Annotated in this window: 21 protein-coding genes, 2 tRNA genes and 3 pseudogenes; 20 read left to right on the top strand and 6 right to left on the bottom strand. The window is 51.9% G+C overall.

Going from position 1 to position 22,309, the window contains the following annotated elements; genetic code table 11:
* The first annotated feature begins 37 nt into the window (after window positions 1–37).
* The 5 genes from WH277_RS11695 (at window position 38) to WH277_RS11675 (ending at window position 5,956) form a co-directional block, all read left to right on the top strand.
* Window positions 38–1,657, top strand: a complete 1,620-nt coding sequence (locus WH277_RS11695; protein ID WP_133845687.1) for a methyl-accepting chemotaxis protein — start codon at window positions 38–40, stop codon at window positions 1,655–1,657.
* Between the two features lie 240 nt (window positions 1,658–1,897).
* Window positions 1,898–2,923 (top strand): sensor domain-containing diguanylate cyclase, encoded by a 1,026-nt coding sequence (locus WH277_RS11690; RefSeq protein WP_133845688.1) that lies wholly within the window; start codon window positions 1,898–1,900, stop codon window positions 2,921–2,923.
* A gap of 572 nt (window positions 2,924–3,495) precedes the next feature.
* Window positions 3,496–5,016: a dGTP triphosphohydrolase gene (gene dgt, locus WH277_RS11685; RefSeq protein ID WP_242462146.1), complete on the top strand. Its 1,521-nt coding sequence runs from the start codon at window positions 3,496–3,498 to the stop codon at window positions 5,014–5,016.
* Window positions 4,979–5,740 (top strand): hypothetical protein, encoded by a 762-nt coding sequence (locus WH277_RS11680; RefSeq protein WP_197931284.1) that lies wholly within the window; start codon window positions 4,979–4,981, stop codon window positions 5,738–5,740. The genes dgt and WH277_RS11680 overlap by 38 nt, the downstream gene beginning before the upstream one ends.
* Window positions 5,741–5,882: 142 nt before the next feature.
* A tRNA-Gly gene (locus WH277_RS11675) sits at window positions 5,883–5,956 on the top strand.
* A 55-nt stretch (window positions 5,957–6,011) separates the two neighbouring features.
* Here WH277_RS11675 and WH277_RS11670 read toward each other — a convergent pair.
* On the bottom strand, window positions 6,012–6,308 hold the full coding sequence (locus WH277_RS11670) for a hypothetical protein (protein ID WP_159337479.1): 297 nt from the start codon (window positions 6,306–6,308) through the stop codon (window positions 6,012–6,014).
* A 283-nt stretch (window positions 6,309–6,591) separates the two neighbouring features.
* On the opposite strand from WH277_RS11670, the gene WH277_RS11665 reads away from it, so the two are divergent.
* Genes WH277_RS11665 through WH277_RS11650 form a run of 4 tightly spaced genes read left to right on the top strand, consistent with a single transcriptional unit; the run spans window position 6,592 to window position 9,743 of the window.
* A complete protein-coding gene (locus WH277_RS11665) occupies window positions 6,592–7,434 on the top strand; it encodes an ABC transporter substrate-binding protein (protein WP_159337480.1) in 843 nt (280 codons plus the stop codon).
* A gap of 17 nt (window positions 7,435–7,451) precedes the next feature.
* Complete coding sequence (locus WH277_RS11660) at window positions 7,452–8,282, top strand: amino acid ABC transporter ATP-binding protein (protein ID WP_133845692.1); 831 nt, start codon at window positions 7,452–7,454, stop codon at window positions 8,280–8,282.
* A complete protein-coding gene (locus WH277_RS11655) occupies window positions 8,279–9,064 on the top strand; it encodes an amino acid ABC transporter permease (protein ID WP_133845693.1) in 786 nt (261 codons plus the stop codon). The genes WH277_RS11660 and WH277_RS11655 overlap by 4 nt, the downstream gene beginning before the upstream one ends.
* Entirely contained in the window at window positions 9,054–9,743 is a 690-nt protein-coding gene (locus tag WH277_RS11650) for an amino acid ABC transporter permease (RefSeq protein ID WP_159337483.1), read from the top strand. The genes WH277_RS11655 and WH277_RS11650 overlap by 11 nt, the downstream gene beginning before the upstream one ends.
* 68 nt (window positions 9,744–9,811) lie before the next feature.
* On the opposite strand, the gene WH277_RS11645 is transcribed toward WH277_RS11650, so the two are convergent.
* Window positions 9,812–10,540: a YoaK family protein gene (locus WH277_RS11645; protein ID WP_339505704.1), complete on the bottom strand. Its 729-nt coding sequence runs from the start codon at window positions 10,538–10,540 to the stop codon at window positions 9,812–9,814.
* 174 nt (window positions 10,541–10,714) lie between these two features.
* Window positions 10,715–11,305, bottom strand: coding sequence for an OmpA family protein (locus WH277_RS11640; protein WP_159337485.1), 591 nt, complete (start codon window positions 11,303–11,305; stop codon window positions 10,715–10,717).
* Between the two features lie 160 nt (window positions 11,306–11,465).
* On the opposite strand from WH277_RS11640, the pseudogene WH277_RS11635 reads away from it, so the two are divergent.
* From WH277_RS11635 to WH277_RS11620, 4 genes and pseudogenes are all read left to right on the top strand, one after another.
* Window positions 11,466–13,184: pseudogene (locus WH277_RS11635) on the top strand (flagellar biosynthesis protein FlhA); the annotation flags it as partial.
* Window positions 13,185–13,320: 136 nt separating this feature from the next.
* Window positions 13,321–13,656: a DUF1294 domain-containing protein gene (locus WH277_RS11630; protein WP_133845698.1), complete on the top strand. Its 336-nt coding sequence runs from the start codon at window positions 13,321–13,323 to the stop codon at window positions 13,654–13,656.
* A 211-nt stretch (window positions 13,657–13,867) separates the two neighbouring features.
* Window positions 13,868–14,182, top strand: coding sequence for a hypothetical protein (locus WH277_RS11625; RefSeq protein WP_339505702.1), 315 nt, complete (start codon window positions 13,868–13,870; stop codon window positions 14,180–14,182).
* A 52-nt stretch (window positions 14,183–14,234) separates the two neighbouring features.
* Window positions 14,235–14,469: pseudogene (locus WH277_RS11620) on the top strand (integrase); the annotation flags it as partial.
* Between the two features lie 15 nt (window positions 14,470–14,484).
* On the opposite strand, the gene WH277_RS11615 reads toward WH277_RS11620, so the two are convergent.
* A tRNA-Arg gene (locus tag WH277_RS11615) sits at window positions 14,485–14,561 on the bottom strand.
* 234 nt (window positions 14,562–14,795) lie between these two features.
* A complete protein-coding gene (locus WH277_RS11610) occupies window positions 14,796–15,113 on the bottom strand; it encodes a hypothetical protein (RefSeq protein ID WP_133845700.1) in 318 nt (105 codons plus the stop codon).
* 244 nt (window positions 15,114–15,357) lie between these two features.
* Between WH277_RS11610 and folD the strand changes: the two are divergent.
* Both folD and ybcJ read left to right on the top strand, forming a co-directional pair.
* Window positions 15,358–16,224, top strand: a pseudogene (gene folD / locus WH277_RS11605) (bifunctional methylenetetrahydrofolate dehydrogenase/methenyltetrahydrofolate cyclohydrolase FolD).
* Window positions 16,224–16,436: a ribosome-associated protein YbcJ gene (ybcJ, locus tag WH277_RS11600; RefSeq protein WP_133845703.1), complete on the top strand. Its 213-nt coding sequence runs from the start codon at window positions 16,224–16,226 to the stop codon at window positions 16,434–16,436. The pseudogene folD and the gene ybcJ overlap by 1 nt, the downstream one beginning before the upstream one ends.
* Before the next feature lie 85 nt (window positions 16,437–16,521).
* Here the strand turns inward: ybcJ and cysS are convergent, their stop codons facing one another.
* Complete coding sequence (gene cysS / locus WH277_RS11595; RefSeq protein WP_339505701.1) at window positions 16,522–17,910, bottom strand: cysteine--tRNA ligase; 1,389 nt, start codon at window positions 17,908–17,910, stop codon at window positions 16,522–16,524.
* A 344-nt stretch (window positions 17,911–18,254) separates the two neighbouring features.
* Here cysS and ppiB point away from each other — a divergent pair, with 344 nt between their 5' ends.
* From ppiB to WH277_RS11570, 5 genes are all read left to right on the top strand, one after another.
* On the top strand, window positions 18,255–18,746 hold the full coding sequence (ppiB, locus tag WH277_RS11590; protein WP_133845705.1) for a peptidylprolyl isomerase B: 492 nt from the start codon (window positions 18,255–18,257) through the stop codon (window positions 18,744–18,746).
* Between the two features lie 2 nt (window positions 18,747–18,748).
* On the top strand, window positions 18,749–19,465 hold the full coding sequence (lpxH, locus tag WH277_RS11585; protein WP_133845706.1) for a UDP-2,3-diacylglucosamine diphosphatase: 717 nt from the start codon (window positions 18,749–18,751) through the stop codon (window positions 19,463–19,465).
* Between the two features lie 148 nt (window positions 19,466–19,613).
* Entirely contained in the window at window positions 19,614–20,123 is a 510-nt protein-coding gene (gene purE, locus WH277_RS11580; RefSeq protein WP_159337488.1) for a 5-(carboxyamino)imidazole ribonucleotide mutase, read from the top strand.
* On the top strand, window positions 20,120–21,187 hold the full coding sequence (purK, locus tag WH277_RS11575) for a 5-(carboxyamino)imidazole ribonucleotide synthase (RefSeq protein WP_339505700.1): 1,068 nt from the start codon (window positions 20,120–20,122) through the stop codon (window positions 21,185–21,187). The genes purE and purK overlap by 4 nt, the downstream gene beginning before the upstream one ends.
* 364 nt (window positions 21,188–21,551) lie before the next feature.
* A complete protein-coding gene (locus WH277_RS11570; RefSeq protein ID WP_339505699.1) occupies window positions 21,552–22,304 on the top strand; it encodes a helix-turn-helix transcriptional regulator in 753 nt (250 codons plus the stop codon).
* The last annotated feature ends 5 nt before the right edge of the window (window positions 22,305–22,309 follow it).

Below are 22,309 nucleotides of genomic sequence, written 5' to 3'. Positions count from 1 at the left end.
TTTTACTCATTATCAAACCGGCAACAGGGAATACGCTATGTTTCGTAAAATAAAGATCCGTACCGCACTGAGCATGATGATTTTTTCATTAGCCGCATTATTACTTTTTGTCGGTATTCTGGGATTAGTTGCGGTGCAGTCTGGCAATAAATCCTTTGCCCGCGTGGATACCGAAGTGCTGCCAGGGCTGGTTGCACTGAATGAAAGTTCCGAGCTGCTGCTGCGTGGACGATTAGATTTGCGTCTGTATGAATCACTGATGGTCAATGGCGACACCGAGAAAGCCAAAGTCGCCTTAGAACGAGCCAGAGGTAAAGTAGACAGTGCCGGGGCGAAATGGCAGGACTATCTGAAATATCCGCAATCAGAAGAAGAGCAGGTGATTGCCACAGAAATGGCTGCCGCACGCGATACCCTGATGAAAACCTTTATTGACCCGGCGTTTTCCGCGCTGGAAGCGGGTAATCTTGACGACTATCGCCAGCGCGCCGGGAAGTCGACGGCACTCTATGCCGCCTTTGATAAAGCCTCAAAAGCGCTGGTCGCCTTTAAGCTCTCAAGCATTGATGTGGCGTATGAAGACTCCAGCGATCGGGTGAGCACTATGCAGTTCATCCTCTACTGCGCTATCGCCTGTGCCCTGCTGTTGGCCGGACTGGCCTGGTCAGTGATGACCAACCTGGTAGTGAAACCACTCAACAATGCCGTTACCGTGTTTGACCGCATTGCTGAAGGCGATTTACGTGCGCGTATTGATGCCAGCGGAAAAAATGAGATCGCCCATCTGTTTGCCGCCGTTCAGCGTATGCGTGACGGACTGGAAAATATGGTGCTTGTCGTGCGTAACGGTACCGATGCGATTGGCGCGGGCGTAGAGGAGATTGCTTCCGGCAATATCGATCTTTCCAGCCGCACCGAACAGCAAGCCGCCTCGCTGGATGAAACCGCGTCGAGCATGGAACAAATCATGGCGACGGTTAAAAACAATGAGGACAACACCCGCAAAGCAAACGAACTGGCGCAAAAAGCCTCAGCATCGGCTTCACGCGGTGCCAGCGTTGTCTCTGATGTCGTGTCGACTATGAGTGCCATCGAACACAGTTCGGCCAAAATCGGTGATATCGTCGGCGTGATTGATGGCATTGCATTCCAGACCAACCTGCTGGCGCTCAACGCCGCAGTAGAAGCGGCACGTGCAGGCGAAGCCGGTCGCGGTTTTGCGGTCGTCGCCTCTGAAGTACGAGTACTGGCCCAGCGTAGCGCAACGGCGGCGAAAGAGATCGGTTCGATGATCGATAACTCTCTCAGCCGTATTGAACAGGGCGTCGGGCTGGTGAAAACGGCAGGCAACACCATGAATGAAGTGATGGTCGACGTGAAAGAAGTGGTGGACATCATGGATGAAGTGATGCTGGCTTCCGGGGAGCAGACGCGCGGTATCTCGCAGATTAATATTGCCATTCATCAGATGGACGGCGTGACACAACAGAATGCCTCACTGGTCTCTGAGGTGGCAACGGCAGCCAGCTCCCTGCAACAGCAGGTGGTGAATTTGCAGCAGTCGGTCACCCGCTTCCAGGTCGAGGATGAGAAAACCACGCTGGAAAACGACCTGTTTAAAGGGCCACAAGATATGGCGTTAGTTAACCTGCGATAAACTCAGATGGGCCGGATGATGACGGCCCTTTTACCCATAAGATTATTCCCAACTACTCAATTTGCATTCTCCCCTCAATGTTTTTCTTTTCAGTCCGATGATAAACTCAGTGACACAAGGCCGGAGCGGCCGGAGCACATTTATATACGCTCCTAAAACTAAAAATTATAACGAACAACATTGTTTTGACGCCTCACTTTCTCTTTTTGAATATCAACACCATGTCCGGGAAACTGACCTATGAAGGAAAATTTGATTGAGCGCATTTCAACGGCGCTTGGATCGGAAAAAACGCTCGAAGGTTTTGTACGCCAGCTGCTAGAGATGCTGGAGCTGGTCACGGATATGGAGTCCACCTACCTGACCCATATTGATGCAGACGGTATCAAGCAACACATCGTTTATGCGCGCAACAGCGAAGCAATGCAGATCCCTGAAGGGCTGTCTGTTCCCTGGGAAGATACCCTGTGTAAACGCGCTCTGGACGAGGGCCGCAGTTATACCTGCGATGTTCCGGCAGTCTGGGGGGATTCCGAAGCCGCGAAAGCGCTGGGGATCACCACTTATGTCAGTACCCCGGTGTGGCTGGGTGACGGCGCGATTTATGGCACGCTATGCGCAGCAAGCTCAGAGTCTCGGGAACTGTCAGATCGCGCTGAACAGGTGCTTCAGCTCTTTGCCGAGCTGATTTCCCAGTACATTCGTAAAGAACAGCTGCTGGAAGAGCTGCAGGAAGCCAACGCTGCGCTTACGGCAGTGAGCCACACCGATGAGCTCACGGGCCTGCCAAACCGACGGGCAGTGTTTGCCAACCTGCCAAAGCTGTTTGCACACGCGCGTAACGATACACATCATCTGATGATGGCCTTTATCGATCTTGATGGATTCAAGCAGATTAATGACCGTTACGGGCACAAAACCGGTGATGAATTTTTGCAGGCCATCGGCGAGCGCTTGAAAGAGTTGGTGCACGAGGATGACGTTCTGGGACGCCTGGGGGGGGACGAATTTATTATTGCCACCCTTGATGCCTCAGATGCTCAGACCGCAGCCGCGACGACATTCAAAAACCGTATTTCGGCACTGTTGAGCGGACGCTATCATCTCTCGGGCACAAGGATAGACTATGCTGGTGCCAGCATCGGCATCATTCACGTGGACCCATCGCTCAGCACCCCGGACAGCGCCGTGCGCGATGCGGATGCCGCCATGTACGAAGATAAAGGGCGCCGCAAACAGCGTCAGGTCTGTGGCCAGTCGCTTTAGCAGACCCTATACATTGCCTGAACTTGCCGATTTCCGGGCAGGTATCCCTAAAGTTTCAGTGAAAGAGACCGATGTAAGTAGCACTCATCCTGAATTGTACGGACCTGTCATGTACCTGATTAAACCTGCAGAGCTGATTCTGCTGTCACTGACACTGGCATACTGTCTGGCAACGTATGTATGGTTCTAGCCCTCAAGGGATGAGGCATGAACAGCAATACTCATGTTTTTTGCTAAAGTATTTTACCGCCCTGCCGATTAAATTGAAGTCGGGGGGTTGCTGGAGAGACAGAAATGTCGACGACGGCAACCAGGTAAACCTGATGGCATAATACTTGAGTATCTGCAAAATTTAGCCGACAGATGAAGTCGGTTTTTTTGTTTTTGTTGTTTATTATATTCCATTCGCAATAAAATAACACACCACTCACACTGCCACCATAGTGAAATATCATAACGCCGTTACATATAAATGTGCGCATCATTACAATTACCACCGTCACTCACCAAAAAAATAGACCACTTTCATTGTATTTGATAGTTTCACCTTCCATATAAACATCAAGGATGTGATGATGAAATGGCAAAATCTTCTCTGTACTGCACGCCGTAAAGATAAAGAAAAAGAAAAAAGCAATCCATCTCATGCTCAAGCTGACACCTTATCTTTAAGCAAAGGACGTCAGGAAATTGAACGTGATTACGACCGCCTCCTTTTTTCTGCTCCAACTCGTCGGCTGGCAGATAAAACACAGGTTTTCCCCCTGGACCGTAATGACAGTGTTCGTACCCGTTTAACACATTCACATGAAGTGGCTAACTTTGCCCGAGGGATAGGGATAAGGCTGGCGTTTGACCTGAAAAAAGAAATTTTTGGTCACTTGGAGGACATCTGTGTGGAACGTGATGTCCCGGCTCTCCTTGCAGCCATTGGGCTAGCCCATGATTTGGGTAATCCACCCTATGGCCATCAGGGGGAAGCAGCAATGCGTTCCTGGTTTACTCGACATCTGACACATCTGGTCAAGAAAGAGGACAACCCACAAATCTATGATGACTTCTTCAAGTTTGATGGCAATTCACAAACGTTTCGTCTGGTCACCAAATTGCAAATTCTCAACGACCAGTATGGGCTTAATCTGACCTACGCCACGCTAGCGGCCTTAATTAAGTATCCACAATCTTCTTATACCAGGAAAAAAACACCGTGGAAAAAACAAGGTTTCTTCTATTCAGAATCTGACGTTGTCAGTGAAGTCTGGGAAAGAACCGGATTGAGTGAAGGGCTACGCCATCCGCTCACCTATATTATGGAAGCCTGTGATGATATTGCCTATTCCGTTCTGGATGCAGAGGATACAGTGAAAAAAGGCCTGGCCTCCTACCATGATCTGATTAATTTCCTGCAATGTTGGGATAAAAGTGACGATGAGGAAATTAAGTCCGTTATTAAAAAAACAGAGGAAAAAAATCAGGGATGGAAAACAAAGGGAAGCGATCTTTCTCCTGCTGAACTCAATGATATGAGCATGCAAATGTTCCGGGTTAACGCAACGAGCTCCCTGATCAATGCCGCTGTCGATGCTTTCCATGATCATCACCAGTCACTTCTCCGTGACGAATGCGACATCAAGGACTTAATGGGAATAAGTCGCGGTGCCGAGCTCTGTGATGCATTAAAAGAATTCGATAAAACTCGCGGCTACCGCCACCGTTCTGTTCTGGAACTTGAGCTGAAAGGGTCAAACTATATTCAGGGCTTAATGGATATGCTATGGGTGGGGATCCATGGACATAAAACCCGAGCGGCTACTCAGGAGGAAAAAGAGCGGGCAAAAAGTGAGTCTGGTTTCACACCCCAACCTACGCATCTCTCAGAGACGCCATTTGGGCGTTACGCTTATGGTCGCATTTCAGAAAACTACAGGCGAATCTTTGAAGATCCGAACAATACGTTACCAGGATTGTACAAAGAAGCACAGTTGCTGACTGATGCTATTGCAGGGATGACCGACAGCTATTTGATGGATCTTCATGATGAGTTAAAATCACTCTATGAATATGAAAGTCGTCAAAAACCAACAGCATCTTAAACGCCGTATCGACGATTTTTTCCTTTCCGGTTATGAAGGAAAGGCGGCCAGAGTGTTGATTGACACGCTGGCCGAACACAATCGTGCATGGATCTTCGGTGGAATGATCCGCGACATAGGGCTTTTTGGTCACAAAGGTTTCACTTCCGATATCGATATCGTGGTCGACAGTAACCACGAGGACTTGTTACGTGTTCTTTCAACCATCGATGTCCAAAACCTCACCTGTACTAAGCTAGGAGGTATACGCTTTCACTATCACGATATGGATTTTGATGTGTGGTGCCTGTCAGATACCTGGGCCTTTAAAGAAAATATTATTCCTCTTGAAGGCGCGCACAGTCTGTTTAAAACAACACTTATGACATGGGACGCCATTCTTTATGACATCCACAGTAGAGAGGTGATCAGCCCGGAAAACTACCTGGACGATCTTCATGAACGACGCCTGGAATTGGTACTGAGCCAGACCCCCAATGAGTCAGGTTCTTTGATTAAAATTCTGCGTACTATCTATTCCAAACGGGTAGAGGTGCTGGGACCAGAACTGTGTACATTCTTACATCAGCGACTTTATACATATAATTTCGATGCTTTGATGCATTATGAAATGACGCATTACCACACTAATTCCTTTACCGCTGCTCAAATTAATCAATTGTTGCAGAGTTTGCGTCTAGCCAACCCGGAATCCGATCTCAGGGTCAACATCAATCCAACGTAGCACTCCCAAGTTTCAATTGACCCGTACAGCGTTTTTTCCGGGAAAAAACAACCTTCCGGCTGAAGAATGATTATCCCAGCGATTTATCTTTGATATGACTCAACATTTCCAGCCAGACCTGTGGTAGTATCCCTCCCGCTCTGCGGCCATCGTATAATGGTATTACCTCAGCTTCCCAAGCTGATGACACGGGTTCGATTCCCGTTGGCCGCTCCAGTTCTTCCCCTCTTCGCTTTGCCTCAGCCCGTTAACAACGCAACCATGAACACATTCAGGTTTTACTGACCGTATAGTTTTTGACCTTGTCATTTTGTAGCTGAATCGTCAGCGTTCTGCCTTCGGTCGTCGTTCCGGTTTTTGCCTGGCTCCAGGTCCACATCAGAATGCTCTGCCCCTGCGGGAAAGGTGTGTCTGAAGAGGGCTGACCAAACCATGTGATCAGTTCCTGCTTTGTGGTCACGTCATGATGGATTTTTGCCAACTGGGTATCATCAAAGTTCTGCCCTACAGAGGCGGTGCATCCGGTGAGCAGCGCCAGCGTCAGGCACCACATTACTTTTCTGTTCATTTCTGGCACCTTTGCCGTTAGGTTTATTCTGCTGCCCTCTAAACTACATTAAAAACCTCCTGAATAGTCACTCACTGCCGCTAACGTCCTGCCAACACCGGAGCAACCCACGCAATACAGATATTTTACTTATGCATAATTTAGCAGGTGATAGACCTTTTTGTTTGTAGCCGTCATTTTTCCTTTATGTAACGCTATCAATCCTAAAAGAAAATAATAACTATCACCTGCCTTCAGGAAAACGGGGTCATTCCCCCTTTCGGACTATACATAAGGAAAAACTATGATTATGGCGACACGCAACAACCGCTCATTCCATAAAACCCGCCTTTCTGCTGCACTGCTGCTGGCACTGACCAGCATCACCACTTTTGCCGTGCATGCTGACCAGCTGGCGGATATCAAAAAAGCCGGCGTGGTGAAAGTCGCCACCTTTGACGCCAATCCGCCGTTTGGTTCAGTGGATGCCAAAACCCACGAAATCGTCGGTTATGACGTCGACTTCGCGAAAGCTCTGGCAAAAACCCTGGGCGTGAAGCTGCAACTGGTACCGACCAACCCGGCAAACCGCATCCCCCTGTTGCAGTCAGGTAAAGCGGACCTGATTGTGGCCGATATCACTATCACGCCTGAGCGTGCAAAAGTGATCGATTTCTCAGTGCCTTACTTTGTCACCGGACAGCAGTTCCTGGTGCCCGTCAGTTCACCGGATAAACTGGATGGCTACGCGACGGCACGCATTGGTGCCGTAAAAGGCACCACCGGCGAACAGGAACTGCATAACCGTTTCCCGCAGTCACGCGTGCTGTCGTATGACGATATCCCACTGGCGCTGTCTGCCCTGCGTAATGGCAACGTGCAGGCAATTACTCAGGACAGCACCATTCTCGCTGGCCTGCTGGACGGTGCACCGGATAAAGCCAAATACAAAGTACTGCCTGAGTTACTGAGCAAGGAAGAGATCGGCGTAGGGGTGAAAAAAGGCGAAGCCAGCCTGCTGAAAGTGGTCAATGACGAACTGTTGAACCTGGAGAAAAACGGTCAGGCGGTGAGCATCTACGACACCTGGTTTGGCCCGCAAACTAAATCGCCACAACCCCGGTTATTCAAAATCGAAGCAAAATAATCAGCCAGGTATCACACATGCAGCAAGAAAATGTATCAACCGCAGCGGCGTCTGCGGTTTTTTCACATTCATCGCCGGGACAAAGTACCGCCGTCGAATTCCGCCAGGTCAGTAAGTCGTTTGGTCACCATCAGGTGATCACCACGGTCGATCTCAGCGTAACCAGCGGTGAAGTCGTTGCCGTTTGTGGCCCGTCAGGTTCCGGTAAGTCGACGCTGATCCGCCTGATTAACCAGCTGGAAACCGTGAGCGATGGCGAGATCCTGATTGACGGTAAGCCAACGCGTGGACTGAAAGGGGCAGCACTTCAGCAACTGAGAACACATATTGGTTTTGTGTTTCAGCAGTTCAACCTCTACGCCCATCTGACCGCACAGGACAATGTCAGCCTGGCGCTGATCAAAGTACACGGCTGGAAGAAAACGGAGGCACGGGCAAAAGCGTTGGCCTTACTGACGCGCGTCGGCCTGGCCGATAAAGCACAGCATTATCCTGAGCAGCTCTCCGGCGGCCAGCAGCAGCGCGTGGCGATTGCCCGGGCGCTGGCGACTGACCCGAACATCATTCTGTTTGATGAACCGACCTCGGCACTTGACCCGGAGATGATCGGAGAGGTGCTGCTGGTGATGCGCGAACTGGCACGCAGCGGTATCACGATGATTGTGGTGACCCATGAAATGAGCTTTGCCCGCGAAATCGCTGACCGGGTGATCTTTATGGACGGCGGTGAAATTCTGGAGCAGGCCAAACCGGAAGATTTCTTTACCCGTCCCAACCACCCGCGCGCCAAGCGTTTTCTGCAGAAAGTGTTGTTCCCACTGCATCCAGAATCGCAGGTGGGCCTGTGAACTGGCAGCCCGACTGGGCAGGCGTGCTGACCGGGCAGCCTCTGCAATGGATTATCTCCGGTTTTTTAACCACCTTTTACGTCAGTCTGATTGCCAGCCTGTTCAGCACACTGTTGGTGGTGCTGCTGCTGGCCATGCGTCTGAGCCCATCGCGGATCGCCCAGGGCGCGGTGTCGGTATTTGTTTCCCTGTTTCGTAATACACCGCTGCTGGTACAGCTGTTGTTCTGGTATTTCGCCGCCTGGGGCGCGCTGCCGCAGAACTGGCGTTTTTACATCGGGGATATTCATCCCTGGGCAACGTTTCCTGGCGATATCAGCTGGCTGACGCCGGAGTTTCTCTGCGTTGTCTGGGGGCTGGGGCTGTTCACGGCGGCATTTTTAGTGGAAGAGGTTCAGGCCGGGCTCAACTCCGTGCCAAAAGGCCAGCGCGAGGCAGCGATTTCACAAGGCTTCAGCCGCTGGACGCTGCTGTGGGACATTTTGTTGCCCCAGGCGCTGACCAATGCCTGGCAACCTGTCGCCGGGCAATATCTGAACCTGATGAAGCTCTCCTCGCTGGCAACCGGTATTGGCTTTTCCGAACTGACCTATCAGGTCAGCCGTATTGAAAGCTACAACGCGCACGCCTTTGAAGGCTTTGCGGTGGGCACCGCACTGTATCTGTTACTTGGCCTTATTTTGGGTGGACTGTTAACCGTGATCGGCCCTAAACGCCCGCCGCGCCATCAACCAAAACGGGTGGAACCCGCCCTGTCGGAGCGTTCAAAAGATGGAATTTGACTACTCAGTACTGCACGATAATGCTGGCTACATGCTGTGGGGAAGAGTGGCGGAAGGTGAACCGGGCGGCGTATTACTGACGTTAATTATGGCCGTCTCTGCCGGTTTTCTGGCGCTGTTGCTGGGTGTGCTGATGGCTACGCTGGCCTGGCGCTACGGCGGCTGGACGCGCAGAGCGCTGTTTCTCTGGGCCTCCTTTATCCGAGGCATCCCGCTGATTTTTGTTATTTTCTGGCTCTACTTTCTGCTGCCGGTGGTGTTTGGCGGTTCAATCCCCGGCCCGCTGACGGTGATTATTGCGCTGGCATGGTTTACCTCAGCGGCGGTCATGCACTCAACGCTGGCCGGGCTGGAATCTCTGCCCGCCGGGCAGACAGAAGCAGGAGTTGCGTCAGGCTTCAGTAAAATAAAAATCCTCACCGTGATTCTTCTGCCGCAGGCGTGGCCAAATCTGCTGCCCTCATACCTGGGGTTACTGATTTCGCTGCTGAAGGACACATCGCTGGCATTTATTGTGAACGTCCCTGAACTCACAACGGTTGCCGGACAGGTTAACAATCGGGTGCAGATCTACCCTGCAGAGATCTTTCTGTTTGTTGGCGTCATCTATTATCTGCTGTGCAGTGCGCTGGCCTATCTGGCAGGAAAGGGATTAACACGGCGGCGTCTGGCTCGCTGATAAGCGCCTGCAAAACGGGCCGCCAGGATCAGGGTGTGACGGCCCGTTGTCTGACGGCACAGCGCAGGTTAACTGCCCTGTGCCGGCGACAGCCGTTTGCTGAACATCGTGTTCATCGCCAGTAAGAGAAGCCCCATGCCGATAACTATCAGGAAAAAATACCCCAGCCAGTGGAATAGCCAGATACCGGCCACACCGCCGATAAGAAATGCCATCACCGTATAAAAATGCAGACGCAGGCGTTCCATATAGAGAGGGGCATTCTGAGGTGACTCTTTACGCCGCAGAACATCAAACAGCATCGCCAGCTCGATGCCGATATCCGTTGCCGTTCCCGACACATGCGTTGTTCTGACACGCGCGTTGGAAATGCGTGTCACCACCGCATTCTGCAGCCCCATCAGGAAACTCAGGCTGAGGACCAGCAACGCGCCCGGAGAGGCCAGCGTCAGTCCGATCTCTGCTGCCCCCAGCGCCATCAGAGCCAGGCCTTCAATAAAGATATTTACCGCATAGATGGTACTGATGCCCCGCCTGCGGCCCGCATTAATGATCAGCGTTGAGCACACGGATCCCGCGATAAACAGTAATACGATAGCCAGAAAGAAGACGCCTGCACTGAAGTTGATTTTCGCCAGGTGATCGGACAGTGAAGAGATGTTCCCTGTCATATTGGCGGCAAAAAAACCCACACTTTCAAAAGCGGCGGTGTTCAGCGCCCCGGCGACGGCGGCCAGGGTGCAGGCAAGACGGCTGTCCGTATTAAACGTCCTTGCTGCATCGGTGGTGATTAACATTTAGCGAACTCAGGTCAAATGCGGGATGATGAATGATCCCCTTGTTTGTCGTGACAAACAAGGGGCCAGACAGCGTCTGAATCAATGTCTGGCAGGAACGATGCCAGGTCAGCAAAAAAGTGGGCACAATACCACCCGATTACCCCATGCGGGGATCGAAGAAGCATGTGAAAACTAATGCAGGCGATCAACTATTGGCTTCACCACTTTTACGCCATGCTGACCGTAAAATTGATATAACGTGTCGGAAGCAGCCTGGGTCAGAACCATAATTTCAATGCGCCGATTGCGTGCAGACAGGGGATCGTCAGGGACCAGCAGCATGCGATCGGCCATCGCGTTAACCTGAATGACCCGCTGTATTTCAAGGCCACCTTTTTCTAATACACTTCTGGCGGCCAGTGCACGGTCACCGGACAGATTCCAGTTGTTATATCCCGCGCTCTCAGGATAGGTCGCTGAATCCGTGTGTCCGTTGATGATCACCTGGTTATCAATACGATTGAATACCGGTGCCAGTTCACTCAACAAGCGAGTAAAGAAAGGCGTTATCTTTGCACTACCGCGCGGGAACATCATCCGGTCTTCATCATCCTGCAGCAAAATGCGCAGCCCCTGCGGCACTTTTTCCAGCGACAAATTTCCCTGTGCGTTTAATTCCGCGGTGATGCGTGCAATGGCCTCGCTAAGTTCATTTAACTCCTGATCCGAACGCGACAAGACGGTTTCCAGCGCCTCAGGCTGAGGGGGGGTCTGCGCGTCCAATTCTCTCTCTGCATCAGCCATAGCAGGTACAGAAGAGATGAGTGGCAGAGGGCCTCCGCCAGAAGCGGGATCGTTGACAGGACTGAAGGCCCCGCCATCAAAAATAGACACACCGTTCAGATGGGCAACAATTTCCCTTCGCTCCTCTTTCGATACGGAACTGACGATCAACTTCGTGGTGGTGACCAAGGGGGCGGAGCGTATTTCCGAAGTCTCGGCACGTTTCACCCTGGACGCCCTGCCCGGCAAGCAGATGGCGATCGATGCGGATATGAATGCCGGGTTGATTACGCAGGAACAGGCGCGAGCACGCCGCAAAGACGTTGCCAGTGAGGCCGACTTCTACGGTGCCATGGACGGTGCCTCCAAGTTTGTACGCGGCGATGCGATAGCCGGGATTATGATCCTGCTGATCAACGTGGTCGGCGGTATTCTGATCGGTATCTTCAAATATAATCTGGATGCCGGACATGCCTTCGATCAGTACGTTCTCCTCACTATCGGTGATGGTCTGGTGGCGCAGATCCCTTCCCTGCTGCTGGCGACCGCCGCCGCCATTATCGTCACCCGCGTCAGCGACGATGACAGTGCGGGTATTTCGGATGACATTCAACGTCAGCTGCTGGCGAAACCCGGTACCCTTTATACCGCTGCCTTTGTGATGTTTGTGCTGGCCGTGGTTCCAGGGATGCCACATCTGGTCTTCCTGGTCTTTACCGCGTTACTGCTGTTTACGGCCTGGCGTCAAAGCCGACAGGTTGAGAAACCCGCCAGACATGAGCAAGATATGGCGGCATTAAGCAACGCACTGGAAGACAGCGACAGTATTAATATCTGCTGGCAGAGCATTCCCATGATTGAACCACTGGGGCTGAACCTCGGTTATAAACTGGTCACGCTGGTCGATAAAGCGAAAGGCAACTTACTGACCCAGCGCGTGCGTGGGGTACGCCAGGTTGTCTCGGAAACCAGTGGGGTACTCCTGCCGGAAATCTCTATCCGCGAAGATTTCCGTCTGAAGCCCGCACAGTATGCCATTAAGGTGAATGGCGTCCGCACGGCGGTCGGTGAAGTGCATCCCGATCGTCTGATGGCCATCCCCGGCGCAGAACAGTACGGTGAAATAGATGGGGTTCTGGATACCGATCCGGCGTACGGTATGGCTGTCACCTGGATCACCCCGGACATGAAGCCGCAGGCGCTGAACCTGGGCTATCAAGTGGTTGACTGTGCCAGTGTCATCGCCACACATATTAACCGGGTAACACGTGAACATTTACCCGAACTGTTTAACTATGACGATATTACTCAGCTGAACCTGCGCCTGGCTGGCGTGGCCCCTAAACTGGCAGACGATCTGAACAGTGCGCTGAATTTCAGCCAGCAGTTGAAGGTTTATCGCCTGCTGCTACAGGATCAGGTGTCGCTGAAGGACATCGCCACCATTGCCACAACGCTGGTTGAGAGCGCTGCGGTCACCAAAGATGCCATTCTGCTGGCCTCCGACGTGCGCTTTGCGCTGCGCCGGGCAATGGTGGCGGCTATCGCGCCAGACAGTAAACCGCTCTCCGCCTATACGCTGGATAACCAGCTGGAGAACCTGCTGCTGGGTTCACTGAACCAGGCACAACAGGCCGGAAAAGTGAGTCTGGACAGCTTCCCGGTGGACCCCAATATTCTCACCCAACTGCAATCGACGCTGCCAGTGGTGCTGGAGCAGTTGAAAGCACAGAATCTGACGTCAGTGCTGTTGGTGACGCCACAGCTGCGCCCACTCATCGCCCGCTACAGCCGCCTGTTTGCTGCCGGTCTGCATATACTTTCCTATAACGAAGTGCCTGATGAAGTGGATTTACGTATTGTCGGTACGGTGAGCTGAGGAAGAAAAGAGGCTGTATGGGCTTTTCCCATCATGCTGTGTTCGTTGTATCAGGCACTCAGCCGTCCACGACCCGAAGACCTGAATCGGGTATAGTGCACCTCTTTTCTGGCTGAGTGCCGCAGTGGCTAATGGTATGACCCTCAATCGCTTTTGTTATTTTATTCTGATTCTGGCTGCTGCGGGCAGTGCGTTCTCTCTACATCCCTTTATAACGTGGGCCCTGCTCGCCAGCGCGCTGACGCTGATGGTTTATGGCATGGACAAAATGGCGGCCCGTAAAGCCTGGCGCAGAGTCCCTGAGTCCACCTTGCTGATATTGGGTGTTGTCGGTGGCTGGCCTGGCGCCATTCTCGGCCAACAACTCTTTCGCCATAAAACGCAAAAACAACCGTTTAAAACGTACTTCTTCATCAGTGTGATAGTGAATATTATGGCGCTGGCGGCGTTGTACCTGTTCTGTACAAGGTGAGGTTGTGGCTGACAGATATAAGTGGAACTGACGGACCAGAACCTGACTTCGATCAGCCAAAATATGCTTAAGAATATGACGTGACACCCCGCTAACTTGGGTTTAGCTAGTCAGCGAATTTTTAAACAACTAAGTTACTATTTTTATCGTCAAAAACAATATAATAGAAAACCCTGGTACATTCTCACGGCTAACCCGAGAATCAAATAACATGAATCATTATAAAAACATTAAAACGTACTTTTCTGTTTTCCTGGGTGATGACGCTGATGCTTATGGAGAGAATTACCCAGAAGTAGTGAATTCTTCAATTGAATATTTTGGCGGTATTGATGATGCACTGGTCAGTGAGATTGATCAGTTTTTAAAAGAATTCCCAACAAATGATCTCGCCGTAACGGCAATGAATATCATCACTGAAAAACGGCATGGTGACTGCGCTGATTATCCTCCTACCTTGATCGACTTCCTCTCCTGGCTATCTGCCTACCTGAAGCAAAAGCGTGAAGAATATGACGCTAAATAATTTGCAATGGCTTTAGTGAGTTGCATGACGCGGTGCACGGAAAAGATCAGACATTGCAGGCTTCAGGTTTCAAGACTTGAGATACACGTGGGCAGGTTAGCTTTTTCAGTCTGGAGTTCGGCTTTCTGTGTTGCTGGAAATGGAGGGCTGAGAGTCAATGGTGCGGAGATATGTTCAACTGAAGCCGAACCACCGGCGAATGTGCACGAAAAATTGACGTACTTTTGGCGCATGACGACGCAAATACGACACAGGGAGAGAATCAGGCAGGCTTGAGAACAGCCTAAGTCATTGAAAAATATTGGTACGCCCTACAGGATTCGAACCTGTGACCTACGGCTTAGAAGGCCGGTGCTCTATCCAACTGAGCTAAGGGCGCATTGTGATTGCGTCGAATTATACGGTGGGATCCTGCTGAGTCAACGTTTTTACCGCCTGGTGCTCCCTAATGCTGAAGTTATGAACAGTATCTAAGCTTTATCTCATAACGAGCAGGCAATCAGAGTAAGCGGTATGCGTTTTGTCTGTCGCCACAGAGGCAGAAGCAATAAGGCGCCCATAAAAAAACCCACCTGACGGTGGGCTTATCTTCTGAGTGACTGAACAGAGCGCCTTAGTTGGTCGCTTTGTTTTTCAGCTCTTCTGCACCCTGCTTGGTTTTATCCCAGCCTTTTTCGGTGCCTTCTTTGGTTTTGTTCCAGGCCTTTTGGCTGCCTTCAGAAATCTTGCTGCTGGTTGAGTTGCTCTCACCTTCTGCAGCATGTTTGGCCTTCAGCTTCATCTCAGCCCCCTCATTCTGGGACTTATGCAGCTTCTCTTTGGCGGTATCGGCACCTTTATGCGCTTCAGCAACGGTGTTATCGGTGGTCGTTGCGGCGAAAACCGGAGAAGCCAGCAGCAAAGCAGACAGTGCAATAATAGTCTTTTTCATTATTCCCTCTTTCTCTTTTTAGATGATTTGCCGTGTTACAACGTCATCCTGGCACAGTCAGTACCAGAAAGATTTAGGAATAAACCGGGAATGACCCGGTAAGTGTGGTTGTGGCTTAGTGGAACACCTCTGTCGCTGGACGAATGCACCTCAACGATTGAATCTCTGCCTGACAGCGGGGCGCGCTTCTGACAAAATAGGCGCAATCCCCGATTTAACTCAAAACAGATGGATCCCCTCTCTGATGGCAGCAAAAATTATTGACGGTAAAACGATTGCGCAGCAGGTGCGACAAGAGGTTGCAGAACGTGTTCAGCAACGTCTCGCAGCAGGTAAACGTGCGCCTGGTCTGGCCGTGGTTTTGGTGGGCGAAAACCCGGCTTCGCAGATTTATGTTGGCAGCAAGCGCCGTGCCTGCGAAGAGGTCGGTTTCCTCTCACGTTCTTACGACCTTCCCGCCACCACCAGCGAAGCGGAACTGCTCGACCTGATTACCAAACTGAATAACGACGCAGAAATCGACGGCATTCTGGTGCAGCTTCCGTTGCCTGCAGGCATCGACAACGTGAAAGTCCTGGAGCACATCGCGCCATAAAAAGACGTCGATGGCTTCCACCCGTACAACGTGGGCCGCCTGTGTCAGCGCGCACCGAAACTGCGCCCGTGCACGCCGCGCGGTATTGTTACGCTGCTTGAGCGCTATAACATTGATACCTTCGGCCTGAATGCCGTTGTCGTCGGTGCTTCCAACATTGTTGGCCGTCCGATGAGTATGGAACTGCTGCTGGCCGGTTGCACCACCACCGTGACCCACCGTTTCACCAAAAATCTGCGTCACCATATCGAACATGCCGATTTGCTGGTGGTTGCCGTGGGTAAACCTGGCTTTATCCCCGGTGAGTGGATCAAGCCAGGTGCGATCGTGATTGATGTCGGCATTAACCGTCTGGAAAGCGGCAAAGTGGTGGGTGACGTGGAGTTTGATGTGGCATCTGAGCGTGCCTCTTACATTACGCCCGTGCCGGGCGGCGTGGGGCCGATGACGGTTGCCACCCTGATCCAGAACACCCTGCAGGCCTGCGAAAACAATGACAATGGAGCAACAGCATAATGGCAAACTTCTCTCTGGGCGATCATCCCCATGTCGACCTGTGCGACCTGATGAAACTGGAAGGCTGGGTAGAAAGCGGCGCAATGGCGAAAATCATGATCTCTGGCGGTCATGTGACGGTAAATGGCGTCAAGGAAACCCGTAAGCGCTGCAAAATTGTGGCGGGTCAGAAGGTTGAGTTTGACGGTGAAAGCGTTACCGTGACGGCCTGACTTTCCGGCTGTGAAATAAAAAGGCGACCCGCGGGTCGCCGTTTTTTATGCTGCATCCGCAACGGGCCGGCGGCCCGTCGGCAGATTACTTACGGCGCCAGCTGGTGCCGCCTGCGGCATCTTCCAGCACGATGCCCATCTCATTGAGCTTGTTGCGTGCCACATCGGCCTGCGCCCAGTTCTTTGCCGCACGAGCATCAATACGCATCTGGATCAGCGCTTCAATCTGCGCCACTTCTTCATCATTGATGTTCACACCGCTTTGCAGGAACTGCTCCGGGTCCTGCTCCAGCAGGCCCAGCACGCCAGCCAAAGTACGCAAGCGCGCAGCCAGGCCGTTCGCCGCTGCTTTATCGGTGTCTTTCAGGCGGTTGACTTCACGCGCCAGGTCAAACAGCGCCGAGTAGGCTTCCGGCGTATTGAAGTCATCGTCCATTGCGGCGCGGAAGCGGGCTTCGAACTCTTCCCCACCCGCTACTTCAGCGCTGGCGTCGGTGTTACGGATAGCAATATAGAGGCGCTCCAGCGCGGAACGTGCCTGATTCAGGTTATCTTCGCCATAGTTCAGCTGGCTACGATAGTGGCCGGACATCAGGAAGTAACGCACGGTTTCCGCATCGTAATGCTCCAGCACATCACGCACGGTAAAGAAGTTGTTCAGCGATTTGGACATCTTCTCGCGATCAATCATCACCATGCCGGAGTGCATCCAGACATTCACATACGGGCCATCGTGGGCACAGGTAGACTGGGCAATTTCGTTTTCGTGATGCGGGAACATCAGGTCAGAACCGCCGCCATGGATGTCAAAGTGCTCACCCAGCTGTTTGCAGTTCATCGCCGAGCACTCAATGTGCCAGCCCGGACGGCCCATTCCCCATGGAGATTCCCAGCCGGGTTCGTCCGCTTTCGACATTTTCCACAGCACGAAGTCCATCGGGTTGCGTTTAACGTCAAGAGCCACTTCAACACGCGCACCGGCCTGGAGCTGTTCCAGATCCTGGCGTGATAACGAACCGTAGTTAGGATCGCTGTCGACGGAGAACATCACGTCGCCGTTGCTGGCCACATAAGCATGTTCACGCGCGATCAGTTTGCTGACCAGCTCAATGATCTCAGGAATATGGCGTGTCGCACGCGGTTCCAGGTCCGGCGGCAGGATATTCAGCGCGGCGAAATCCTTGTGCATCTCGGCAATCATACGATTGGTCAGTTGCTCAATGGTCTCACCGTTTTCATTCGCACGTTTGATGATCTTGTCATCAATATCGGTGATGTTACGCACATAGTTAAGCTCATAGCCGCTGTAACGCAGGTAACGAGCGACCACATCAAATGCCGCAAAGGTTCTGCCGTGTCCGATATGACAGAGGTCGTAAACGGTAATGCCACACACGTACATACCGATTTTACCGGCATGGATAGGTTTAAATTCCTCTTTTTGACGACTCAGGGTATTGAAAATCTTTAGCATTGAGACATTCCGTTTTAGCGTGTGCGGGATTAGCGATGAAGAGTTAATGCTTTATTCTGCCGTATTCTTCACGTTAGCGCCACGCTAATGCCAACGAGAGTGAGCCCCCCAAAATAATTCATGTTGCAGGAAGGCGGCAAGGACGCTTATCCCCGGGAACAATAGATAACTATGTGACCGGGGTAAGTGGATGCAGCCAACGCATCTGCAACGTGAAGAATGAAGGGGGAGGCTGACGAGCCATCACATTTTGTGATATAAGAGCCATCTGTCGCACGGAACAGACGTGAGTCTCAGCTTCCGGCGCCCAATGTTAAATACTCCAACCCTGACAGGATGAGAATATGGTCACTTTCCAGACTAATCATGGCGATATCGTCATCAAGACTTTCGATGATAAAGCTCCGGCTACCGTTAAAAACTTCCTTGAATATTGCAGCGAAGGTTTTTACGACAACACCATCTTCCACCGTGTGATCAACGGTTTTATGATCCAGGGCGGTGGTTTTGAACCGGGCATGAAGCAGAAAGACACCAAAGACGAGATCCGCAACGAAGCCAGCAATGGCCTGAAGAACACCAAAGGCACCCTGGCAATGGCTCGTACCCAGGCGCCACACTCTGCTACCGCCCAGTTCTTCATCAACGTGGCTGACAACGACTTCCTGAACTTCCGTGATGAAAGCCTGCAGGGCTTCGGTTACTGCGTGTTCGCTGAAGTGGTTGAAGGTATGGACGTTGTTGAGAAAATCAAAGCCGTGTCTACCGGCCGCAGCGGCATGCACCAGGACGTACCAAAAGACGACGTGATCATCCAGAAAGTCACCGTCAGCTAATAATGTCGCACACGCTGTTTATCGCAGATCTCCATCTGTGTACTGAAGAACCGGCAATCACTGCCGGTTTTCTGCATTTTTTACGCCGTGAAGCACAGCATGCTGACGCGCTGTACATTCTCGGTGACCTGTTTGAAGCCTGGATTGGCGATGACGACCCGAATCCGCTGCATGCGGAGGTCGCGACGGCTCTGCGCCAGTTGGCTATCCCTTGCTACTTTATTCACGGCAATCGTGACTTCCTGGTGGGCAAGCGCTTTGCAACAGCCTGCGGTATGACGCTGCTGCCGGAAGAGCAGGTGCTGGATCTGTATGGCAGACAGGTGCTGATCATGCACGGTGACACGCTGTGTACTGATGACGAAGGCTATCTGCGCTTTCGTGCCAAAGTACAACAACGTTGGTTACAGACGCTGTTCCTCGCCCTTCCCCTGTTTGTGCGCCAGCGTATCGCGCTGAAAATGCGCGCCGGAAGCCGCGAAGCTAACAGCAGTAAATCCCAGTCGATCATGGATGTGAATCCCCAGGCTGTTGTGAACGTGATGGCCCGCCATCAGGTTCAGTGGCTGATCCACGGTCATACTCATCGCCCTGCAGTGCATCCTCTGCTGATCAACGGGAAAGCGGCTGAACGCCTGGTTCTGGGGGCCTGGCATGAAGAAGGCTCGATGATCAAAGTCAGTAGCGATGAAATAAGCCTGATTTCCTTCCCGTTCTGATTCAAAAACCTGGCGAAACCCGCCGCTATTTCGCGCCACGCAACCGTTTTCCTTGCCGCTCAGTCGTGATATTCTCTGTGCCCTTCCCACCTGGTAAGCCTACAGCGCCATTCAGGTGAAGTATCACAATCACAGGAGTCAGACCCGCATGTCATCCAACGCCGCACCGGCCCGCATTGCTATTGTTATGGGTTCCAAAAGTGACTGGGCAACCATGCAATTTACCGCGGAAATTCTCACCAGCCTTGATGTTCCGTTTCACTGCGAAGTGGTGTCTGCACACCGCACGCCGGACAAACTGTTCAGTTTTGCCGAACAGGCAGCGGATAATGGCTATCAGGTGATTATCGCAGGTGCAGGCGGCGCGGCGCACTTGCCGGGTATGCTGGCAGCAAAAACGCTGGTTCCGGTACTGGGCGTGCCCGTGCAGAGTGCCGCACTGAGCGGTGTCGACAGCCTGTATTCTATTGTGCAGATGCCACGCGGCATTCCTGTGGGCACGCTGGCGATTGGCAAAGCCGGTGCCGCCAATGCCGCCCTGCTGGCCGCACAGATCCTCGCGCTGCATGATGCCGAACTGGCAGGCCGCCTGAATCACTGGCGCCAGACCCAGACCGATGAAGTGCTGAATAACCCGGACCCACGGGTGGATGCATGAAGCCGGTCTGTGTATTAGGTAACGGTCAGCTGGGACGGATGCTGCGCCAGGCGGGTGAGCCGCTGGGCATTGCCGTCTATCCGGTGGGCCTGGATGCGGAACCCGACTCCCTGCCCATTGCGCAGAGCGTGATCACTGCCGAAATCGAGCGCTGGCCTGAAACGGCATTAACCCGTGAACTGGCCAGCCATAACGCCTTTGTGAACCGCGATATCTTCCCGCTGCTTGCCGACCGTCTGACCCAGAAGCAACTGCTGGACCGACTGGGTCTGGCAACCGCGCCGTGGCAGTTGCTCTCCAGTGCAGATGAGTGGGCGCAGGTGTTCACCACACTCGGTTCCCTTGCCATCGTTAAGCGCCGCACCGGCGGCTATGACGGACGTGGCCAGTGGCGCCTGCGTGCAGATGAAACCGCATCACTGCCTGCTGATTGCTACGGCGAGTGTATTGTTGAGCAGGGAATTAACTTCTCTGGTGAAATGTCGCTGGTCGGCGCACGTGGCCACGATGGCCGCACGGTGTTCTATCCGCTGACGCATAACTTGCATCAGGACGGTATTCTGCGCACCAGCGTAGTGTTGCCGGATGTGGATGCGCAGCATCAGCAGCAGGCCGAGCGTATGCTCTCCGCCATCATGAACGAACTGAACTACGTCGGCGTGATGGCGATGGAGTGTTTCGTGGTACCGGAGGGTTTGCTGATCAACGAGCTGGCGCCACGTGTTCACAACAGCGGTCACTGGACGCAGAACGGTGCATCGATCAGCCAGTTTGAGCTGCATCTGCGGGCTATCCTGGATCTTCCACTGCCAACGCCTGTCGTCAGCACGCCGTCGGTGATGGTCAACCTGATTGGCACCGACGTCAATCTGGCGTGGCTTGAGCAGCCGCTGGTGCACCTGCACTGGTATGAGAAGGAAGTGCGTGCCGGGCGTAAAGTGGGCCACCTGAATCTGTCCGACGTCAACCCGCAGGCCCTCAGCCATGCGCTGAACGCGCTGGTGCCGCTGCTGCCGGAAGAGTACGCCAGCGGGATTGCCTGGGCGGTTGAGAAGCTGGATTAATCCCTTTGCCTTACGGGCTGACTGAAACAGAAGGTCAGCCCTTGCACCCGCCTGTCCCATCAATAAATGCTAAATCCTGAAAATGGCGAGTGCCTGACTGTACTAAAGTACAGCTACATTCCCGGCGCTTATGGTCTATTCTCCCTGCTACAAAAATAATACATACCAGTCCCTTTTCAGTATTTAGCCGTATACTTCATCCACACCAGGGAACCCATTTACAGGGTTCCCTTTATTTTTATTTATTTCCCACATTTAATGAAACACTCACTCTTCGCCACGCCAAAATTAGCCAAATAACAACGGCCATGGTAATGTCTTTACAATAGATTAAGGATGAATAATCGTACAGGGAGAGTAGCATATGCGTGATAACTTCTTTAGCAACACCACTATCAATTCCATTATAAAGCGCCATCTTGAAAAAGAGCTATCGAGCTTCACTAAAATAAAATATGTTTACGCGATCATGAGCAAAAGCAATCCTGCCGATGTTTCTATTATTTCCAATCGGCAGGAATGGTTCCGCATCTACAAAAAAAACAACTTTCAGTTTATTGATCCGGTTGTCATCACGGCATTACACCGCATTACACCTTTTTCATGGGATGAAAACTTCCTACTCAGTCAGGGCATCAAGTCACTCAGCTTTTTTGACATGGCCCGAAATCATGACATTATTAATGGCTACACTTTTGTACTCCACGATCAATACAATAACCTGGTTATGCTTTCGCTTTTCTCAGAGAATGAATATAACAATGACATCGAAGAGATTATCCTGAATAACAAAAGTAAACTTCAGCTTCTGTTGATGTTAACCCATGAGAAAACAACATACCTGTATCAGAAACAACAGATTGATAGTGATTTCGAAAAGATGAATAACAGAAATATATTTTCCCATCGTGAAAATGAGATCATATATTGGGTCAGCGTAGGGAAATCCTATCAAGAAATAGCGATTATTACCGGGGTAAAACTGACAACAGTGAAATATCATATTGCCAACGCCGTGAAAAAATTAGGCGTTAACAACGCAAAGCATGCCATCCGTCTTGGCGTAGAGATGAAACTTATCCGCCCTGTATTCCCTGACAAAGAGGGTAATAACTAAGGTCA

Origin of the sequence: Erwinia sp. MYb416 (assembly GCF_037479575.1) — a bacterium.
Classification (GTDB): domain Bacteria; phylum Pseudomonadota; class Gammaproteobacteria; order Enterobacterales; family Enterobacteriaceae; genus Erwinia; species Erwinia rhapontici.
The sequence above is the reverse complement of the archived record's forward strand: the minus strand, read 5'-3'. Positions and strand labels throughout refer to the sequence as shown.

Excerpts from the sequence above, each read along its gene's own strand:
- WH277_RS11625 (WP_339505702.1), top strand. The coding sequence starts at position 13,868 with ATGAATCATTATAAAAACATTAAAACGTACTTTTCTGTTTTCCTGGGT.
- WH277_RS11570 (WP_339505699.1), top strand. The coding sequence starts at position 21,552 with ATGCGTGATAACTTCTTTAGCAACACCACTATCAATTCCATTATAAAG.
- WH277_RS11695 (WP_133845687.1), top strand. The coding sequence starts at position 38 with ATGTTTCGTAAAATAAAGATCCGTACCGCACTGAGCATGATGATTTTT.
- ppiB (WP_133845705.1), top strand. The coding sequence starts at position 18,255 with ATGGTCACTTTCCAGACTAATCATGGCGATATCGTCATCAAGACTTTC.
- WH277_RS11680 (WP_197931284.1), top strand. The coding sequence starts at position 4,979 with ATGAATATGAAAGTCGTCAAAAACCAACAGCATCTTAAACGCCGTATC.
- WH277_RS11610 (WP_133845700.1), bottom strand. The coding sequence starts at position 15,113 with ATGAAAAAGACTATTATTGCACTGTCTGCTTTGCTGCTGGCTTCTCCG.
- WH277_RS11690 (WP_133845688.1), top strand. The coding sequence starts at position 1,898 with ATGAAGGAAAATTTGATTGAGCGCATTTCAACGGCGCTTGGATCGGAA.
- WH277_RS11660 (WP_133845692.1), top strand. The coding sequence starts at position 7,452 with ATGCAGCAAGAAAATGTATCAACCGCAGCGGCGTCTGCGGTTTTTTCA.
- ybcJ (WP_133845703.1), top strand. The coding sequence starts at position 16,224 with ATGGCAAACTTCTCTCTGGGCGATCATCCCCATGTCGACCTGTGCGAC.
- WH277_RS11670 (WP_159337479.1), bottom strand. The coding sequence starts at position 6,308 with ATGAACAGAAAAGTAATGTGGTGCCTGACGCTGGCGCTGCTCACCGGA.
- dgt (WP_242462146.1), top strand. The coding sequence starts at position 3,496 with ATGATGAAATGGCAAAATCTTCTCTGTACTGCACGCCGTAAAGATAAA.
- cysS (WP_339505701.1), bottom strand. The coding sequence starts at position 17,910 with ATGCTAAAGATTTTCAATACCCTGAGTCGTCAAAAAGAGGAATTTAAA.
- purE (WP_159337488.1), top strand. The coding sequence starts at position 19,614 with ATGTCATCCAACGCCGCACCGGCCCGCATTGCTATTGTTATGGGTTCC.
- WH277_RS11645 (WP_339505704.1), bottom strand. The coding sequence starts at position 10,540 with ATGTTAATCACCACCGATGCAGCAAGGACGTTTAATACGGACAGCCGT.
- lpxH (WP_133845706.1), top strand. The coding sequence starts at position 18,749 with ATGTCGCACACGCTGTTTATCGCAGATCTCCATCTGTGTACTGAAGAA.
- WH277_RS11665 (WP_159337480.1), top strand. The coding sequence starts at position 6,592 with ATGATTATGGCGACACGCAACAACCGCTCATTCCATAAAACCCGCCTT.
- WH277_RS11630 (WP_133845698.1), top strand. The coding sequence starts at position 13,321 with ATGACCCTCAATCGCTTTTGTTATTTTATTCTGATTCTGGCTGCTGCG.
- purK (WP_339505700.1), top strand. The coding sequence starts at position 20,120 with ATGAAGCCGGTCTGTGTATTAGGTAACGGTCAGCTGGGACGGATGCTG.
- WH277_RS11650 (WP_159337483.1), top strand. The coding sequence starts at position 9,054 with ATGGAATTTGACTACTCAGTACTGCACGATAATGCTGGCTACATGCTG.